This is a genomic window from Pseudomonas sp. Irchel s3h17, from assembly GCF_900187505.1.
Classification (GTDB): Bacteria; Pseudomonadota; Gammaproteobacteria; order Pseudomonadales; family Pseudomonadaceae; genus Aquipseudomonas.
The window spans coordinates 66,789-80,958 of the sequence record NZ_FYDL01000005.1 but is presented as its reverse complement, the minus strand read 5'-3'; the positions used below and the strand labels follow the sequence as shown (position 1 = coordinate 80,958).

Genomic DNA, 14,170 nt, shown 5'->3' with positions numbered 1-14,170 from the left:
TGGAGTCAGGCTTTTGTTTTTGATCACAGAACCAACGCCAGGCCTCTATTTCAGCCCATCGGAACACGCTTCACGGGGGCGTGCCATAGCCATGCTTCACGCCCACGTTGCTATCGATGCAATGGATAAGCGCGCGCCAGACACACACAAACCTTGCGTCATCCATCCTGAAAAACCGGAACCGTCCTACAGACTTGGCTGGTTATCTGGCAGTACCTTACGCCCGTTCACTCGACACCCCATTGCGCCACCTGACTTGATGTCGTGGAGAAAAGCATGCTGAACGATCGTAAAAACTGGAGCCGACGGTTGCCTGAGTTCCTGATCGAGGCGGAAACCCTTCTGGCCAAGTCAGAGGAGTGCCTGGCCCACCTGCAACTGATCAACAACGATCAGGATGCCATCGATTGCATGCTCGGCACGCTACTCACGCTGGCCAACCGTGCGGACGCACTGGCACTGGGGACGGTGTCGGAGTTCGCGACGTCCATCCACGCACTGCTCAGCCAGGCGCCCCCTCACATCGACCTGCACGCCCAGGCCCTTTGCGCCTTGAAAGAATGCTACACGTTGATGGCCTGGCAACTGGAGCTGGTCGACGTCCATACCGGTGAACTGAGCCTCGACAAAGCCGAGCAGGTGTCGTTGCTCGAAGCGTTCGCGATGGAAATCGGACGTGCCCCCCTGCGGTTCAGCGTTCCCGCCAAAGGCTATGCGCGTGCGACTCTCACGGCCAGACATGCCTGAGTCCCACTGCGCACCTCCCCCCGAACAACTATTGACACGCCATGTAACATTTAATCATGTCGCCTTTGAATAACTCATTTCCAACAACGACATGGCCGATGTAAGCCCAATGATTGGCGAGCACTTCGAATACGCCAGAACAACTCGTTCAAAGCCGTGAACAGTCATCAACTGGCATTCGGATTCAAGCCTGTTACTGCCTGTTGGACAATAGAGGGCAAACGCGACCAGGCGTGCCTTAAGTGTTAACATGCGGTCCAATTAATTGACGCTACATTAATGGCACTCTGAATCCAGCCCGGCATTGCCTTCTGGAAAGTGCAAAATCCGATTGTGACAATCAGACTGCGCTAATTTGAAGCGGACCATTCATTTACCCGGTTTTTCCAGACACAGCCCCGTCACCTCCATGACCGGCCTGCCCGCAGCGAACACTCATTGGCTCCATCAGCTATGCACGCCGGCCTGAAATCCATCCAAACCTGGCGCCTGTCCCGAACGTACCTTCGCCGGATCACCCTGCTGCTTTGCCTGTGCTCGGCGGCGGGCAGCATGCTGGTTTATGGCCTCTCCATCCCCATGCCACTGGTATTGGTGGCGTTGAACCTGGTGGCTGCAGGCTGTGCCCTGGAGCAGTATTGCCACTCGCGCAGGTCCATCAAGTTTCAGCCGCAGGAACTTGCCGACCGCCTGTTGCAAGTGCAGGAAAACGAACGCCATCGACTCAGCCGTGAACTGCACGACGACATTGGTCAATTACTGACAGCCGCCAGACTACAAGGCGAATGGCTCAAGCGCCGCCTGCCTGACGACCAGCAAAGCCAATGCACCGTGTTGTGTGAAACCCTGGAAGAAACCCTGACAAAAGTTCGCGACATGTCCGCGTTGCTCAACCCAAGACAACTGACCAGCCTTGGCCTGGAAGCCAGTTTGCGCGCGCACTTGCTCAAGACACTGGCCAATACCGCCGTGAAATGGAGCCTCGAATGCCACCAGCGCCTGACCGGCATCCCGGAGGAAATGGCAGTGGCGGCGTTTCGAATTACCCAGGAAGCCGTCACCAACATACTGCGCCATGCACAGGCCCATAACCTGTTGGTCCGCTTGCAGCGTACCCCCCAAGGGCTTGCGCTGTTCATCCGTGACGACGGACAGGGGTTCTCCCCCGCCGTCCATCCTGGCCGTGAAGGGCAGTGCGGGATGGCCGGGATGTCAGAGCGGGTCGAGCAATTGGGCGGCACCCTGAGCGTCACCAGTGAGCCCGGCAAAGGCACGCAGATCGACGCACTTTTCCCCTGGGCGCCCCGCGCGCTTGAACGGGCCAGCACGAATAAGGTTCTACATTGACTTGCAACTTGCTTCTGGTGGATGACCACTCACTCATCAGGGCCGGTGTACGCGCACTGGTCATGGACATTCCCGGTTACTCGGTCATCGGAGAAGCCACTGATGGCGCCCAGGTGCTCGAAATGGTCGAGCACCTGCGACCAGACATCATCCTGCTGGATCTGTCCATGCGCGACATCGGTGGGCTCGAAGCGCTGCAAACGCTCAAGGCGGTTCGCCCCCAGAGCAAGGTGCTGATCCTGTCGATGCACACCGAACCGGCGTTGATCATGCGTGCCCTGGAATCGGGAGCCCACGGCTACCTGCTCAAGGACACCACCGCCACGGAACTGGAGCACGCGCTCGAAGCCTTGCGCAACAACGAACGCTACCTGAGCCCGGCCATTGCACACACGGTGATCAATCAGGCACTGGTACAGACACACCGACAACCGCCGGAAACCGTCGAGACCCATAACCTGACGGCACGCCAACTGGAGATCCTGCGCTTGATCGTGCGCGGCAAATCCACTCGCGAGATTGCCAATGGCCTGGGCCTGAGCATCAAGACCGTTGAAACCCATCGCTCGCAAATCATGAAACGCTTGCAGATCTTCGATGTGGCGGGCCTGGTGCTGTTTGCCGTGCGCGAGCAGATCATCAGCCTCGACGACTGATCTGCATCAGCCCCGAAAGCAAGCCTCCCCTGAAGGCGCTCACCCTCTCCAGCGGCACCGGCGCATTGCTGACATCCAGAACCCGTCGTCAGCAGGCCATCGGCATTGCACCGTGCCTGCGTCCAGCAGCGCTGAACGTGTGAAGTTTTTTCTTACACGCTGCGACGAATCAGCCGAATTGACGGTCAATTGATATTGGAACACCTTGTGTCAGTCGTTATCAGAAACAGATTAGCCACACACAAGGATGTGCATCCATATGACAAGCCATGACTTGCGAATCCCGGCAATCCGCACGGCAGCCCCGAAGGACAATCAGCGAGCGGAATGCCTGTGTAGCCTCGATTCAAGCAGAGGAAGCACCCTGGAACCTCGCCTTGCCGAACTGGAGGCCCACCTCAGGCACATCCGCAGAGACATGGAAGCGGCGCGTAGCGACCTGAAATCCATCCAGCAGAGGCTTGCGTACTCAACAGGCGCAATGACCGTGATCATCGGACTCATCAGCTGGATCGCCAACAGCCGTATCGATCAACTGGTCTTGCTGATCAACTGACTGGGTCGCAGGGCGGCGAGCCAGGCCCACTCGACTCGCTGTCGGGCCTGACAAGGTAGCGCGATGAAGATCAGCCGAGCACTTCACTTAGCGGGATGAAGTTGACCCAATCGCCCTCGACCAGGGTGCGCCCCTCAAGCACTTCGACCAGCCCCTCGGCCCATGCCGCGCTACGCAAGACCCCGGAACTCTGGTTTGCATAGATAATCGCCCGGCCCTGCTCCAGCCGACCGCGAAGGTACTCCCGTCGATTGCCCGCCTTGGACCAGACAAATCCCGCCGGGACCTGGAACTGCAATGGGGCCACTGCTTGCACGCCTTGGCGGCGCAAGAGATAAGGCCGAGCCAGCAACGCGAACGTCACCAGTGTCGAGGCCGGGTTCCCTGGCAGACCAATCACCGGCACACCCCGAAAGTGACCGAACGTCAACGGCTTTCCGGGTTTGATGGCCAGTTTCCACAACGCCAGCTCACCCTCTTCGCGCAAGGCGACACCCAGGAAGTCGGCTTCGCCAACCGATACGCCTCCCGTGGAAAGAATCAGGTCAACGCTACCCAGCTCAGCGAGGCGCGTGCGAGTGGCCTGCAAATTGTCCGGAAGAATACCGGCATCCACCACTTCGCAGCCCAGGCGCTGCAGCCAACTGCACAGCAATACCCGATTGCTGTTGTAGATCTGTCCGGGCCCCAGGGCCTGCCCCGGTTCGATCAGTTCGTCACCGGTAGACAGTACGGCGACGCGCACCTTGCGCACCACCTCGAGCTCCGCGCACCCCAGTGAAGCTGCCAGGCCTTGCTCGATAGGTCCCAAACGGGTGCCGGCACTCAGCACCTGCTCGCCCACCGTGGTTTCCTGACCTTGTGGGCGAATGTTCTGCCCGACCTTCATCGGCTCGGTGAACCGTACCCGCAGGTCACTCAGGACCTCGGCGTTTTCCTGCATTTCGACGCAGTCCGCACCGGCCGGCACCGGTGCGCCGGTAAAGATCCTGGCGCACGTACCCGGCGCCAAGGGCTCCGGTGCTTGCCCGGCGAATATCTTCTGACTGATCACCAATGGCTCGCCCGTCCAGTCGGCCAGACGCAGGGCGTAACCGTCCATGGCACTGTTGGGCCACGGCGGCAGATCAAGGGTCGATACCAGGTCATTGGCCAGCACACGTCCCTGGACGGCAGCCAGCGGCAATCGCTCACGCTCGTCAATGGGCGATGCCCCGGCCATTTCCAACAGGCGTGCCAACGCCACTTCGACGGGCATCAAGCTGCCCGTCTTGCCTGGCTTACCCGCGGGATTCACAGGGTGCCGCCTGTTTCAGGTGAGTGACGAAGTTGCAGGGACGGTGACGCGCATCCAATTGCTCGGCGAGTATGCCATCCCAACCGGTTCGCACCGCGTTGGTGGAACCTGGCAGGCAGCAAACCAGCGTGCCATTGGCCAGGCCTGCCAGCGCACGCGACTGGACCGTGGAGGTGCCAATATCAGCGACCGATATCTGTCGGAACAACTCGCCAAACCCGTCGACCTGCTTGTCCAGCAGGCAGCTGACCGCTTCAGGCGTACTGTCACGCCCGGTGAAACCCGTCCCCCCGGTAATCAGCACCACTTGAACCAGGTCGTCGGCGATCCAGGTGGCGACTTGCGCACGTATTTTGTACAGGTCATCTTTAAGCAGGACACGCGCCGCCAGGTGGTGGCCGGCAGCGTTCAAGCGATCGACAAAGACCTGGCCCGAGGTATCGGTTTCCAGCGTTCGGGTATCGCTGACGGTCAGCACCGCGATGTTCAGCGCAACGAAAGGTACATCGGCCTTGGCTTTCATAGGCTCGTCCAGTTGTAGGAGAAACAGCCCGGTGTTATATCACAGAGCCCTGTTTTTTTGCCCCACCGATGGAGAGGCGTCATGCCCTTGAATACTGAGTTACCGCCCTGTTCCATCCTGCTCCTGGCGGGCGGGCGTGGCCAGCGCATGGGGGGGCAGGACAAAGGGTTGCTCGTATGGCAGGGCCTGCCTCTGATTGCGCATCTGCACCAACGGACCCGGGGCTTGACCGATGACCTGATCATTTCCTGCAACCGCAATCTTGACCGCTATGCGCCCTATGCCGATCAGTTGGTACACGATGACGACAGTGATTTCCCTGGCCCTTTGGCAGGTATTCGCGCCGGGCTGAAAGCCGCACGCCACCCGCACCTGATGGTGCTGCCGTGCGATGTGCCACGCCTGGACGCCGAACTGCTGCAAACCATGCGTGAGGCAGCCCGCCAGCACCCGGAAAAACCCTTGATGTTGCGTCAGGGTGAACACTGGGAGCCGTTGCTGTGCATCATTCCTGTCGCGCTGTCGGATGAGTTCGACAAGGCCTGGAGTGCGGGCGAGCGCAGCCCTGGACGTATCATGAGCATGCTTGATGCCATTGCACTGCAGTGTCCAGAGAATGACCGGCGCCTGGCCAACCTCAATACCCCGGAGCTGTTAAGTCTGCATGCCAGCGTGCCAGAATGACCTATTCTGGAACTTGCACGCGCGCTGTACGTCTCAAGTTCAGACATCAAGAATTCATTAGCGGAGACATCTCATGACTCATCGGACCCTCGCCACTTTCATGCTTGCCTTGGGCTTGGCCACCCTCGCGGGCTGCTCCTCACCTGCAGTCATCACCTTGAATGACGGTCGCGAAATCCAGTCTGTCGACACCCCTAGATACAATGACAAGTCGGGTTTCTATGAGTTCGAACAGCTGGACGGCAAGCAAACCCGCATCAACAAGGATCAGGTTCGCACCGTCAAGGACCTGTAAGTCGCGACGCGTTCCGGATACACGACCAAGCCCGCCCAGCGCGGGCTTGTTGTTGTCTGGAGCGGCTCACCAGTCCAGGCTGATGGTGCTTTCGAACACCCGCTCCTGGCCGGTCACCGGGTCGACGAAGCGCAAGCCTTTGGCCAACAGCTTCAAAGGATTGGCGTAGTCATCCTCTGCATCTTTCAAGACGTCGGGATAGAAGGGATCATTACAGATACTCGCCCCCAACGCGGCCATGTGAACCCTCAGCTGGTGCTTTTTGCCCGTCACCGGGTACAACGCGTAGCGCCACAGATCAGCATTTTTTTCTACGACCTCGACCGCGGTTTCGGTATTGCTGATGCCTGGCCCCTCTTGCATGCGAAAAAAGGGCTGACCATCGACCAGACGGCTTTTGTGTACCAGCGGAAACGACAACGCCGGCAACGCACGGGCAATGGCTTCATAGTGCTTTTCGATGGTGCGTGTCGGAAACAGTGACTGGTACGCCGAACGGCTTTGCGGATTGGCGGAAAACAGCACCAGCCCCGCCGTATGCCGGTCGATACGGTGCAGTGGCACCAGGTGCGGATTGTCCAGGCGACGGATCAACCGACGAAGCAACGTCTGTTCGACATACTCACCCGCGGGGGTCACCGGCAGGAAATGGGGCTTGTCCGCCACCACCAGATGCTCGTCGGCATACAGGATCGTTTCCACGACCGGGATGTGCTTCTCATCAGGCACCTCGCGAAAATAATGGATTCGCAGGCCTTCCTTGTAAGCCAGGTCCACGGCAATCGCCTGGCCGTGACCGTCGAGCACGCGACCGCGGGCGATCCTGTCCAGCCATTGTTCACGCCCGATGGCGCTGAAGTGTTCGCACAGGCAATCCAGTACGGTCGCCCAACTGCCTGGTGGCAGATATAGCGTACTGGCCTGGTTCTGTGCGGCGGAAAACGATGAGGTGGACATACGAAAGCTCTGGCCGTTAATTCTGATGGCTATTATCCAACAACCGCTTGAACGGACCTAGGACAGATTCCACACGGTCCCTCTGATGTCCGTCACGCGGTCAAGGACTCGCGCAGCGCTGCCGCGTCCGTGAATTCTTTCAGCCAGCGCAACACATCGACGGCTTCCCAGCGACCAGGATCATAAAGCGCATACAGCAGGCCCTGGTAACCGACCACGTCCAACTGACGGTGATACCCCGCACGCTGGAACAGAGCCTCGATTTCGGCAAAGCAGGTATTGAAGTGCACTTTGTTGAACGGTGTTTTCCCTTCCGTCACCAGGCCATCCAGGCGTAACTCCCGTACTGCCTCGCGTACCACGTCGACCGACATCCGGTTCACGCTGGCTTTCAACTGTTCAACATTGACCATGCTGCATCCCTCTCATTTCGTAATCCCGTGCGTGCGCCTGGCGTTCCAGCCAATCAAGCCCGTCACCCACGACCCACATAGCTGACGACCCACAGCACGACCCCCCAGATCGGGGCCGGGTCGAGTTCATCAAAGGGGACCGAGGGGATAGAGGGCCGCGCAGCCTTGAGCAGCAGCCCGCCCTTGGGGTCCGCCGCCAGCAGGCGCACGCAGTAATCGTTTTCGCTGTCGAGATGGGCCACCACGTATTGATCCTGGACAGGCTGGATCGAACGATCGACGATCAGGCGGTCACCGGGATAAATACCGAACCCCAGCAAGCTGTCGTCATCAACCAGGACCGCACGCACCTGCTCGGCGCCCAGTCCCACGATCCGGTCTAGCGAGAAGTCGCAATGCGCCTGCTCTCGAGCGGCACAATGCAGGGTACTGATGCTCAGCTCACCGGAATCCGGCAGCTGCAAGCGCTGACGACTTGCGAGTATGGTGAGGGACATGACGGCCACCCGAATAACTGTATGCACATACAGTAAACGAATATTCGAGCGCGCGCCAACGCATTACAGGCAGATCACGACAAACGGAGTCCGTGTCGCAACAAAAGCGAGGGGGTCAGCGCAAAAACGCCACGACCTGCTCGGCATCGAAGGGCCAGCCCAGTTCGGCCCCCGTATCGACCCGGCGCAATACCGGAATTCGCAAGCCGTAGGCTTCAAACAACGCGTCACTGTCCGCAATGTCCACCAGTTCCACCAACAATCCGTGCTCGACCAGCGGCATCAGCTCCGCTTCGGCGAGTTCACAGAGATGGCAGCCAAGGGTGCCGAACAACTGGCATTCAGAAGGCATGAGGTACAGATCACTGAGGAATGGGTGATCATTCTAGGCCGGACATGAAAAACCGTCGAGCGCCAGCCACTTCCATGACGAGGTGAAGCCGCGCGCAGATCGGGGTGCAGAACTGCGCGCACCCGACACCCCTCAGTCCTGACTGACGGCACCAATCTTGTGGATCGACAGGTCAGCACCGTAGTACTCCTCTTCCTGGCTCAGGCGCAGACCATACAAGCGTTTGATTGCGCCATACACCACCAGCCCCCCGATCAATGCCACCACAATACCCAGCGCCGTACCGATCAACTGGCTGATCAGGCTGACACCGCCCAGCCCGCCCAACGCCGCCTGGCCGAAGATCCCGCAGGCAATGCCACCCCAGGCGCCACACAAGCCATGCAATGGCCAGACGCCCAGCACATCATCGATCTTCCATTGGTTTTGCGCGGCAATGAAACACCCGACAAACAACGCCCCGGCAATGGCACCGGTCACCAGGGCCCCCACCGGGTGCATCAGGTCCGAGCCCGCGCAGATCGCGACCAGCCCGGCCAGCGGTCCATTGTGTAGAAACCCCGGGTCGTTGCGGCCAACGATCAATGCAGCCACGGTGCCGCCGACCATGGCCATCAACGAATTGACCGCCACCAGACCGCTGACCCCCTGCAGAGTCTGGGCGCTCATCACGTTAAAGCCGAACCAGCCGACGATCAGAATCCACGAGCCCAATGCCAGGAACGGAATACTCGACGGCGCAAACGCCACCAAGCGCCCGTCACGATACCGTCCATTGCGCGGCCCGAGCAGGAGCACCGCCGCCAGTGCCAACCAGCCGCCCATGGCATGCACCACCACCGAACCTGCAAAGTCATGGAAACCGGCACCGAAGCGCTCGAGCAACCAGGCTTGCAGGCCAAAATTGCCATTCCAGACAATGCCTTCGAACAATGGATAGATGAACGCCACGATCAACGCGGTGGCGCACAACTGCGGCACGAACCGGGCTCGCTCGGCAATCCCGCCGGAGATAATGGCCGGAATGGCGGCGGCGAACGTCAGCAGAAAGAAAAACTTCACCAGCCCATAACCGTGATCGACACTGATCACCGAGGCCGGGTGCATGAAATGGACGCCATATGAGATCCAGTAGCCTATAAAGAAGTAAGCCAGGGTCGAGATGGCAAAGTCGCTGAGAATTTTCGACAAGGCATTGACCTGATTCTTTTGACGAACCGTACCGACTTCCAGGAAGGCGAAACCGGCATGCATCGCCAAGACCATGACCGCGCCGATCAGGATGAAGAGCGTGTTGGAACCGTGGACCAGACTGTCCACTGCACTTTGCAGATTTTCCATGGGGTTGGCAGACCTTCAATCCGGGAAAAGCACCAAAGCAGTTCGCCAGGTCTTTTTGCGCACCAAGTTGACACCTCCCCTGGCATCAACTCACCTTACGGCGAACCGTTTTGGCGCAAAAAAACCGGCGGGGTCAATCCTTGCCTGGATGTTTCCGCTGATTACTATTATTTAGGTTAAGGTTTTCTCGAAGCACGCCCGTTTTCAGTACAACAGCACCGATTGACGCACCACGACATAGCAAAAGCTGTACCAGCCATTTGCACTGAACCTTCGCGAACGGCTCATACTCGAACACTTCACACGCCACTTATGGAGATCACCATGGTCAGCAAAACGGAAAAGACTGCTCAAGAAATCCTGATGGAAGATTTTCAGACACTGGTCAGTGACACCGAACGGCTGCTGGAACACACCGCGACACTGGCCGGTGATCAAGCCGACGAACTGCGCGGTCAGATTCACGAAAGCCTGTTGCGCGCCCGCGAGACCCTGAAACTGACCCAGGACTCCCTGAGCGAGCACAGCAAGGCCGCTGTCTCTGCGACAGAAGAATATGTCCAGGCCAACCCCTGGCAGTCGGTGGGCATCGCGGCTGGCGTAGGCTTCCTGATTGGCCTGCTGGCGACTCGGCGCTGATATGGCGATCGGTGAATCCGGTTCGCCGGAAACGGACTCCGGCTCCTCATCGCGGCGCCTGGGCGCCGCGTTCCTTGGGTTGCTGCACAGTCATGTCGAGTTGTTCGGCATCGAGTTGCAAGAGCAAAAGGCGCGTACGGTCAGCCTGTTGCTGTTCGCCGGCCTTGCGCTGGTGTTCGCCCTGCTGTTGCTGGTGGGTCTTTCGGCACTGGTGTTGATTGTGTTTTGGGACACCTATCGCCTGCCGGCCATCGTTGGCCTGTGCGTGTTCTATGCGCTCGCGGCCCTGTTCTGCGGCATGCGCCTGAAAGCTGCGGTCTACGACGAGTCGTCGCCGTTCCACGCCACCCTCGAAGAGCTGAACAACGACAGGGAGCGCCTGCTGCCATGAGCCTGCCCGAGATCCCCAAGAACAGCTCGCGGCAAGAAATGCGCAAGGCCCTGATCCGCTTGCGCATGGAAATGCATCGCCAGGAAATACGTCATGAGTCCCGGCAATTGCTGCAACCCTTGCAGCGAATACGCGGCATGTCGCAAACCCTGCAGGAGGGCCTGGGCATCAAGCACGCGCCACTCTGGGGAGTGGCCGCCGTGACCTTGCTGGGTTTTCTCACCGGCAAGGGCGCCAAGGGTGGAGGCCTGCGCAATGTCTCCCGATGGGTCCGCCTGGGCACCTCACTGTTGCCGCTGATCAAGCTGGTGATGCAAGGCACCTCACGCAAAGACTAGTCCGCTGTCACTGGCTGTAGCGTTGCCGGGCTCGAATCTCTTTATCGAGAGGTTCGATGCCACCTGCCCGTTCACCGAGTATCGATACCGACGGGCTCGGGTTCCGCTTGCAGCCGGCGGCACGAACCGGGAAGCTAGGGTCTGTTGACGTTTGGTCGCGGCCGCCACCAAACGTCAACAGACCCTATCGCATCAGTCACCCTACGGAGAGCCCGGCCTTGGATTGGCATACCCTGCTTAATCGTGAACGCCTCGGGAAGCCGGTGCACAGCCCGGAAGAACTCGGCCGCAGCCCGTTCCACAAAGACCACGATCGGGTCATTTTCTCCGGTGCTTTCCGGCGACTGGGGCGCAAGACCCAGGTTCACCCGGTCACCAGCAACGACCATATCCATACCCGCCTGACCCATTCGCTGGAAGTCAGTTGCGTTGGGCGCTCCCTGGGCATGCGCGTCGGTGAAACCATCCGCGGCGCCCTGCCCGACTGGTGCGAGCCCAGCGACCTGGGGATGGTGGTGCAATCTGCCTGCCTGGCTCACGACATCGGCAACCCCCCCTTTGGTCATTCCGGCGAAGATGCTATCCGGTACTGGTTCCAACAAGCCGCAGGCAGGGGCTGGCTGGATGCCATGAGCGAAGTCGAACGGGATGACTTCCTCAACTTCGAGGGTAATGCCCAGGGCTTTCGGGTCCTCACACAACTGGAATACCACCAGTTCGATGGCGGCACCCGGCTAACCTACGCGACACTGGGCACCTACCTGAAGTACCCCTGGACAGCACGCCACGCCGACTCGCTGGGTTACAAGAAGCACAAGTTCGGCTGCTACCAGAGCGAGCTGCCACTGCTGGAGCAAATTGCCCAGAAACTGGGCCTGCCTCAACTCGACGAACAACGCTGGGCCAGGCACCCGCTAGTCTACCTGATGGAGGCCGCGGATGACATTTGCTATGCCTTGATCGATCTGGAAGACGGCCTGGAAATGGAGTTGCTGGAGTACGCCGAAGTGGAGGCGCTGTTGCTCGGCCTGGTTGGTGATGACTTGCCGGAAACCTACCGCCTGCTGGGTGCCAACGACTCGCGCCGACGCAAACTGGCGATCCTGCGTGGCAAGGCCATCGAACACCTGACGAACGCAGCGGCGCGCGCATTCGTCGAGCAACAGGACGCCCTGCTGGCGGGCACCTTGCAAGGTGATCTGGTGGAACACATGCACGGCCCGGCCAAGCGTTGCGTGCTGAATGCCAAGGACATGGCGCGTAAAAAAATCTTCCAGGACAAACGCAAGACCCTGCATGAAATCGGCGCGTATACGACCCTGGAGATTCTGTTGAACGGTTTTTGCGGGGCCGCGCTGGAGCAGCATGGCGGTCGTACGGCCTCATTCAAGAATCGTCGCATTCTCGACCTGCTCGGCAACAACGCTCCCGACCCGCACGGCCCTTTGCACGCATCGTTTTTACGCATGATCGACTTCATTGCCGGCATGACCGACAGCTACGCCAGCGAAATGGCCCTGGAAATGACCGGACGTTCCCGCCACCCTTGAGCCCCAAGGTTCAGTCGCGCCCAGTCATCTGGCGTGCGACTGAACACCGCTCCAGCGTTCAACAGAATGAGCGAACCGCCCTACATCTTACGTCGAGTAAACTTACTGTTTACTCTCTAAACACCACTCAATTATTCCATACTGAAACAACAGAGTGATGCCCTGCAACAGATAGATATCCGGCAACAAAAAAACATTAGCACCAAATTAAACAATCCCCCACTGTCCTTCACCTGAAGTTGGCGATTTTGCATGGTAAGCTAAATGTTCTCATACAATTTTCGCATCATGCTGGTGGAGGATCACCCCTTTCAACTCAAGGCAACCCAATACTTGCTTGAAAGTTACGGCTTCACCCATATCACGACCGCAGACAGTGCCGACACCGCATTAAAAGCGATGAACCGGGAGCATAAACCCTTCGAGATATTGCTGTGCGACCAATGCCTGCCAGACCTTCCAGGTCTCGACTTGATTGCTATCGCCAACCATCAGGGCCTGATTCAACAGGCCATTATCCTGAGCAGCCTAGATACAATCGAACTGGACAGGCTGAAAAAACAGGCCCGCGAGCAACACCTGCCTTTATTGGGGTTACTGCCAAAACCACTGACACAAGCCGAGCTGATTTATTTATTGACGCTGCATTACGCCAACATCAACCTCCCATGATAATCATTTCGCAGAACATCAAGACATATAGACAACACCATCACTCATTCACCAACATCGGCCATTAGCGAACAAAGCAAGCACGCCTCCAACCTTGATTACATTCGTTAATACATTATCTAAACACCCTCCCTCACCCACAACCACCTAGTTGACATGTAATCCTCTGCCCTTTCTATTGTAGGACTAGTCTTATATTGCGCCCCCAGCCCCGTCCGTTCATACGTCGATTCCCATATCTGAGCTAAGGTGCTCGCTTTATTTGTGCACGTATGGGATTTGATTATGAACTCAGTTTTTATTGTCGACGATCACCCCGTCATTCGCCTTGCATTGCGTATGTTGCTAGAGCACGAAGACTACAAAGTAGTAGGTGAAGCCGACAACGGGGTCGATGCGATGCAGATGGTTCGCGAATGCATGCCTGACCTGATCATCCTGGACATCAGCATTCCCAAACTTGACGGGCTGGAAATCCTATCCCGTTTCAACGCCATGAGCACCCGCCCGAAAACACTGGTATTGACGGCTCAAACGCCAACTCTTTTTGCCATCCGCTGCATGGGGTCCGGTGCGTCAGGCTATGTCTGCAAACAGGAAGGTCTCAGCGAACTGCTCAGCGCCATCAAAGCCGTGTTGTCCGGTTACAACTATTTTCCCAGCCAGGCATTGAACCCGTCTCGCGACGACGAAGCACTCTGCGCGGAACTGGACTTGTTCAAGTCCGTCAATGATCGCGAACTGATGGTGATGCAATTGTTCGCCCAGGGTCGCACCAATAAGGAAATCGCCAAGGGCATGTTTCTCAGCAACAAGACTGTCAGCACCTACAAGAAAAGACTCATGCAGAAACTCAAGGCCAAGTCCCTGGTAGAACTTATCGAGATGGCAAAACGTAACGCTTTAGTGTGAGAG

General features: G+C 58.4%; 19 protein-coding genes. 12 read left to right on the top strand and 7 right to left on the bottom strand.

The window, feature by feature from the left end:
* Positions 1-276 precede the first annotated feature (276 nt).
* From CKW25_RS08320 to CKW25_RS26975, 4 genes are all read left to right on the top strand, one after another.
* Positions 277-747, top strand: a complete 471-nt coding sequence (locus CKW25_RS08320; RefSeq protein WP_095078706.1) for a hypothetical protein — start codon at positions 277-279, stop codon at positions 745-747.
* Between the two features lie 453 nt (positions 748-1,200).
* Complete coding sequence (locus CKW25_RS08315; RefSeq protein ID WP_095078705.1) at positions 1,201-2,094, top strand: sensor histidine kinase; 894 nt, start codon at positions 1,201-1,203, stop codon at positions 2,092-2,094.
* Positions 2,091-2,750: a response regulator transcription factor gene (locus tag CKW25_RS08310; protein WP_095078704.1), complete on the top strand. Its 660-nt coding sequence runs from the start codon at positions 2,091-2,093 to the stop codon at positions 2,748-2,750. Before CKW25_RS08315 ends, CKW25_RS08310 begins: the two co-directional genes overlap by 4 nt.
* Positions 2,751-3,009: 259 nt before the next feature.
* The gene (locus CKW25_RS26975) at positions 3,010-3,306 is read left to right on the top strand and encodes a hypothetical protein (RefSeq protein WP_256577945.1); all 297 of its coding nucleotides are present in this window, start codon (positions 3,010-3,012) and stop codon (positions 3,304-3,306) included.
* 70 nt (positions 3,307-3,376) lie between these two features.
* Here CKW25_RS26975 and glp read toward each other — a convergent pair whose 3' ends face one another.
* Positions 3,377-4,564, bottom strand: coding sequence for a gephyrin-like molybdotransferase Glp (glp, locus tag CKW25_RS08300; protein ID WP_172736470.1), 1,188 nt, complete (start codon positions 4,562-4,564; stop codon positions 3,377-3,379).
* 22 nt (positions 4,565-4,586) lie between these two features.
* Entirely contained in the window at positions 4,587-5,126 is a 540-nt protein-coding gene (gene moaB, locus CKW25_RS08295) for a molybdenum cofactor biosynthesis protein B (RefSeq protein WP_095078702.1), read from the bottom strand.
* An 81-nt stretch (positions 5,127-5,207) separates the two neighbouring features.
* Between moaB and mobA the strand changes: the two genes are divergently transcribed.
* Together mobA and CKW25_RS08285 are read left to right on the top strand one after the other, a co-directional pair.
* Entirely contained in the window at positions 5,208-5,810 is a 603-nt protein-coding gene (gene mobA / locus CKW25_RS08290) for a molybdenum cofactor guanylyltransferase MobA (RefSeq protein WP_095078701.1), read from the top strand.
* A 73-nt stretch (positions 5,811-5,883) separates the two neighbouring features.
* Complete coding sequence (locus CKW25_RS08285; RefSeq protein WP_095078700.1) at positions 5,884-6,105, top strand: YgdI/YgdR family lipoprotein; 222 nt, start codon at positions 5,884-5,886, stop codon at positions 6,103-6,105.
* Between the two features lie 66 nt (positions 6,106-6,171).
* On the opposite strand, the gene CKW25_RS08280 is transcribed toward CKW25_RS08285, so the two are convergent.
* From CKW25_RS08280 to CKW25_RS08260, 5 genes are all read right to left on the bottom strand, one after another.
* Positions 6,172-7,062: a pseudouridine synthase gene (locus CKW25_RS08280; protein WP_095078699.1), complete on the bottom strand. Its 891-nt coding sequence runs from the start codon at positions 7,060-7,062 to the stop codon at positions 6,172-6,174.
* Positions 7,063-7,154: 92 nt separating this feature from the next.
* Positions 7,155-7,475 carry a transcriptional regulator gene (locus CKW25_RS08275; RefSeq protein ID WP_095078698.1) on the bottom strand — a complete coding sequence of 107 codons (321 nt, stop codon included), beginning with the start codon at positions 7,473-7,475 and terminating at the stop codon, positions 7,155-7,157.
* Between the two features lie 62 nt (positions 7,476-7,537).
* Positions 7,538-7,972, bottom strand: coding sequence for a LexA family transcriptional regulator (locus tag CKW25_RS08270; protein WP_095078697.1), 435 nt, complete (start codon positions 7,970-7,972; stop codon positions 7,538-7,540).
* A 115-nt stretch (positions 7,973-8,087) separates the two neighbouring features.
* Entirely contained in the window at positions 8,088-8,324 is a 237-nt protein-coding gene (locus CKW25_RS08265) for a glutaredoxin family protein (protein ID WP_095078696.1), read from the bottom strand.
* Between the two features lie 132 nt (positions 8,325-8,456).
* Positions 8,457-9,665 carry an ammonium transporter gene (locus tag CKW25_RS08260; RefSeq protein WP_095078695.1) on the bottom strand — a complete coding sequence of 403 codons (1,209 nt, stop codon included), beginning with the start codon at positions 9,663-9,665 and terminating at the stop codon, positions 8,457-8,459.
* A gap of 324 nt (positions 9,666-9,989) precedes the next feature.
* Here CKW25_RS08260 and CKW25_RS08255 point away from each other — a divergent pair, with 324 nt between their 5' ends.
* The 6 genes from CKW25_RS08255 (at position 9,990) to CKW25_RS08230 (ending at position 14,167) form a co-directional block, all read left to right on the top strand.
* On the top strand, positions 9,990-10,304 hold the full coding sequence (locus CKW25_RS08255) for a YqjD family protein (RefSeq protein ID WP_095078694.1): 315 nt from the start codon (positions 9,990-9,992) through the stop codon (positions 10,302-10,304).
* A gap of 1 nt (position 10,305) precedes the next feature.
* Complete coding sequence (locus tag CKW25_RS08250; RefSeq protein WP_095078693.1) at positions 10,306-10,695, top strand: phage holin family protein; 390 nt, start codon at positions 10,306-10,308, stop codon at positions 10,693-10,695.
* Positions 10,692-11,033 carry a hypothetical protein gene (locus CKW25_RS08245; RefSeq protein ID WP_095078692.1) on the top strand — a complete coding sequence of 114 codons (342 nt, stop codon included), beginning with the start codon at positions 10,692-10,694 and terminating at the stop codon, positions 11,031-11,033. Before CKW25_RS08250 ends, CKW25_RS08245 begins: the two co-directional genes overlap by 4 nt.
* Positions 11,034-11,251: 218 nt before the next feature.
* Positions 11,252-12,583, top strand: coding sequence for a deoxyguanosinetriphosphate triphosphohydrolase (locus tag CKW25_RS08240; RefSeq protein ID WP_095078691.1), 1,332 nt, complete (start codon positions 11,252-11,254; stop codon positions 12,581-12,583).
* 264 nt (positions 12,584-12,847) lie between these two features.
* Positions 12,848-13,255: a response regulator transcription factor gene (locus CKW25_RS08235; RefSeq protein ID WP_095078690.1), complete on the top strand. Its 408-nt coding sequence runs from the start codon at positions 12,848-12,850 to the stop codon at positions 13,253-13,255.
* Positions 13,256-13,540: 285 nt separating this feature from the next.
* Complete coding sequence (locus tag CKW25_RS08230) at positions 13,541-14,167, top strand: response regulator transcription factor (protein WP_095078689.1); 627 nt, start codon at positions 13,541-13,543, stop codon at positions 14,165-14,167.
* Positions 14,168-14,170 lie beyond the last annotated feature (3 nt).

Bases quoted from the DNA above. Each gene is read 5' to 3' on its own strand.
- mobA (WP_095078701.1), top strand. From the start codon at position 5,208: ATGCCCTTGAATACTGAGTTACCGCCCTGTTCCATCCTGCTCCTGGCG.
- CKW25_RS08245 (WP_095078692.1), top strand. From the start codon at position 10,692: ATGAGCCTGCCCGAGATCCCCAAGAACAGCTCGCGGCAAGAAATGCGC.
- moaB (WP_095078702.1), bottom strand. From the start codon at position 5,126: ATGAAAGCCAAGGCCGATGTACCTTTCGTTGCGCTGAACATCGCGGTG.
- CKW25_RS08265 (WP_095078696.1), bottom strand. From the start codon at position 8,324: ATGCCTTCTGAATGCCAGTTGTTCGGCACCCTTGGCTGCCATCTCTGT.
- CKW25_RS08275 (WP_095078698.1), bottom strand. From the start codon at position 7,475: ATGGTCAATGTTGAACAGTTGAAAGCCAGCGTGAACCGGATGTCGGTC.
- CKW25_RS26975 (WP_256577945.1), top strand. From the start codon at position 3,010: ATGACAAGCCATGACTTGCGAATCCCGGCAATCCGCACGGCAGCCCCG.
- CKW25_RS08235 (WP_095078690.1), top strand. From the start codon at position 12,848: ATGTTCTCATACAATTTTCGCATCATGCTGGTGGAGGATCACCCCTTT.
- CKW25_RS08280 (WP_095078699.1), bottom strand. From the start codon at position 7,062: ATGTCCACCTCATCGTTTTCCGCCGCACAGAACCAGGCCAGTACGCTA.
- CKW25_RS08315 (WP_095078705.1), top strand. From the start codon at position 1,201: ATGCACGCCGGCCTGAAATCCATCCAAACCTGGCGCCTGTCCCGAACG.
- CKW25_RS08320 (WP_095078706.1), top strand. From the start codon at position 277: ATGCTGAACGATCGTAAAAACTGGAGCCGACGGTTGCCTGAGTTCCTG.
- CKW25_RS08255 (WP_095078694.1), top strand. From the start codon at position 9,990: ATGGTCAGCAAAACGGAAAAGACTGCTCAAGAAATCCTGATGGAAGAT.
- CKW25_RS08285 (WP_095078700.1), top strand. From the start codon at position 5,884: ATGACTCATCGGACCCTCGCCACTTTCATGCTTGCCTTGGGCTTGGCC.
- glp (WP_172736470.1), bottom strand. From the start codon at position 4,564: ATGCCCGTCGAAGTGGCGTTGGCACGCCTGTTGGAAATGGCCGGGGCA.
- CKW25_RS08250 (WP_095078693.1), top strand. From the start codon at position 10,306: ATGGCGATCGGTGAATCCGGTTCGCCGGAAACGGACTCCGGCTCCTCA.
- CKW25_RS08230 (WP_095078689.1), top strand. From the start codon at position 13,541: ATGAACTCAGTTTTTATTGTCGACGATCACCCCGTCATTCGCCTTGCA.
- CKW25_RS08270 (WP_095078697.1), bottom strand. From the start codon at position 7,972: ATGTCCCTCACCATACTCGCAAGTCGTCAGCGCTTGCAGCTGCCGGAT.
- CKW25_RS08260 (WP_095078695.1), bottom strand. From the start codon at position 9,665: ATGGAAAATCTGCAAAGTGCAGTGGACAGTCTGGTCCACGGTTCCAAC.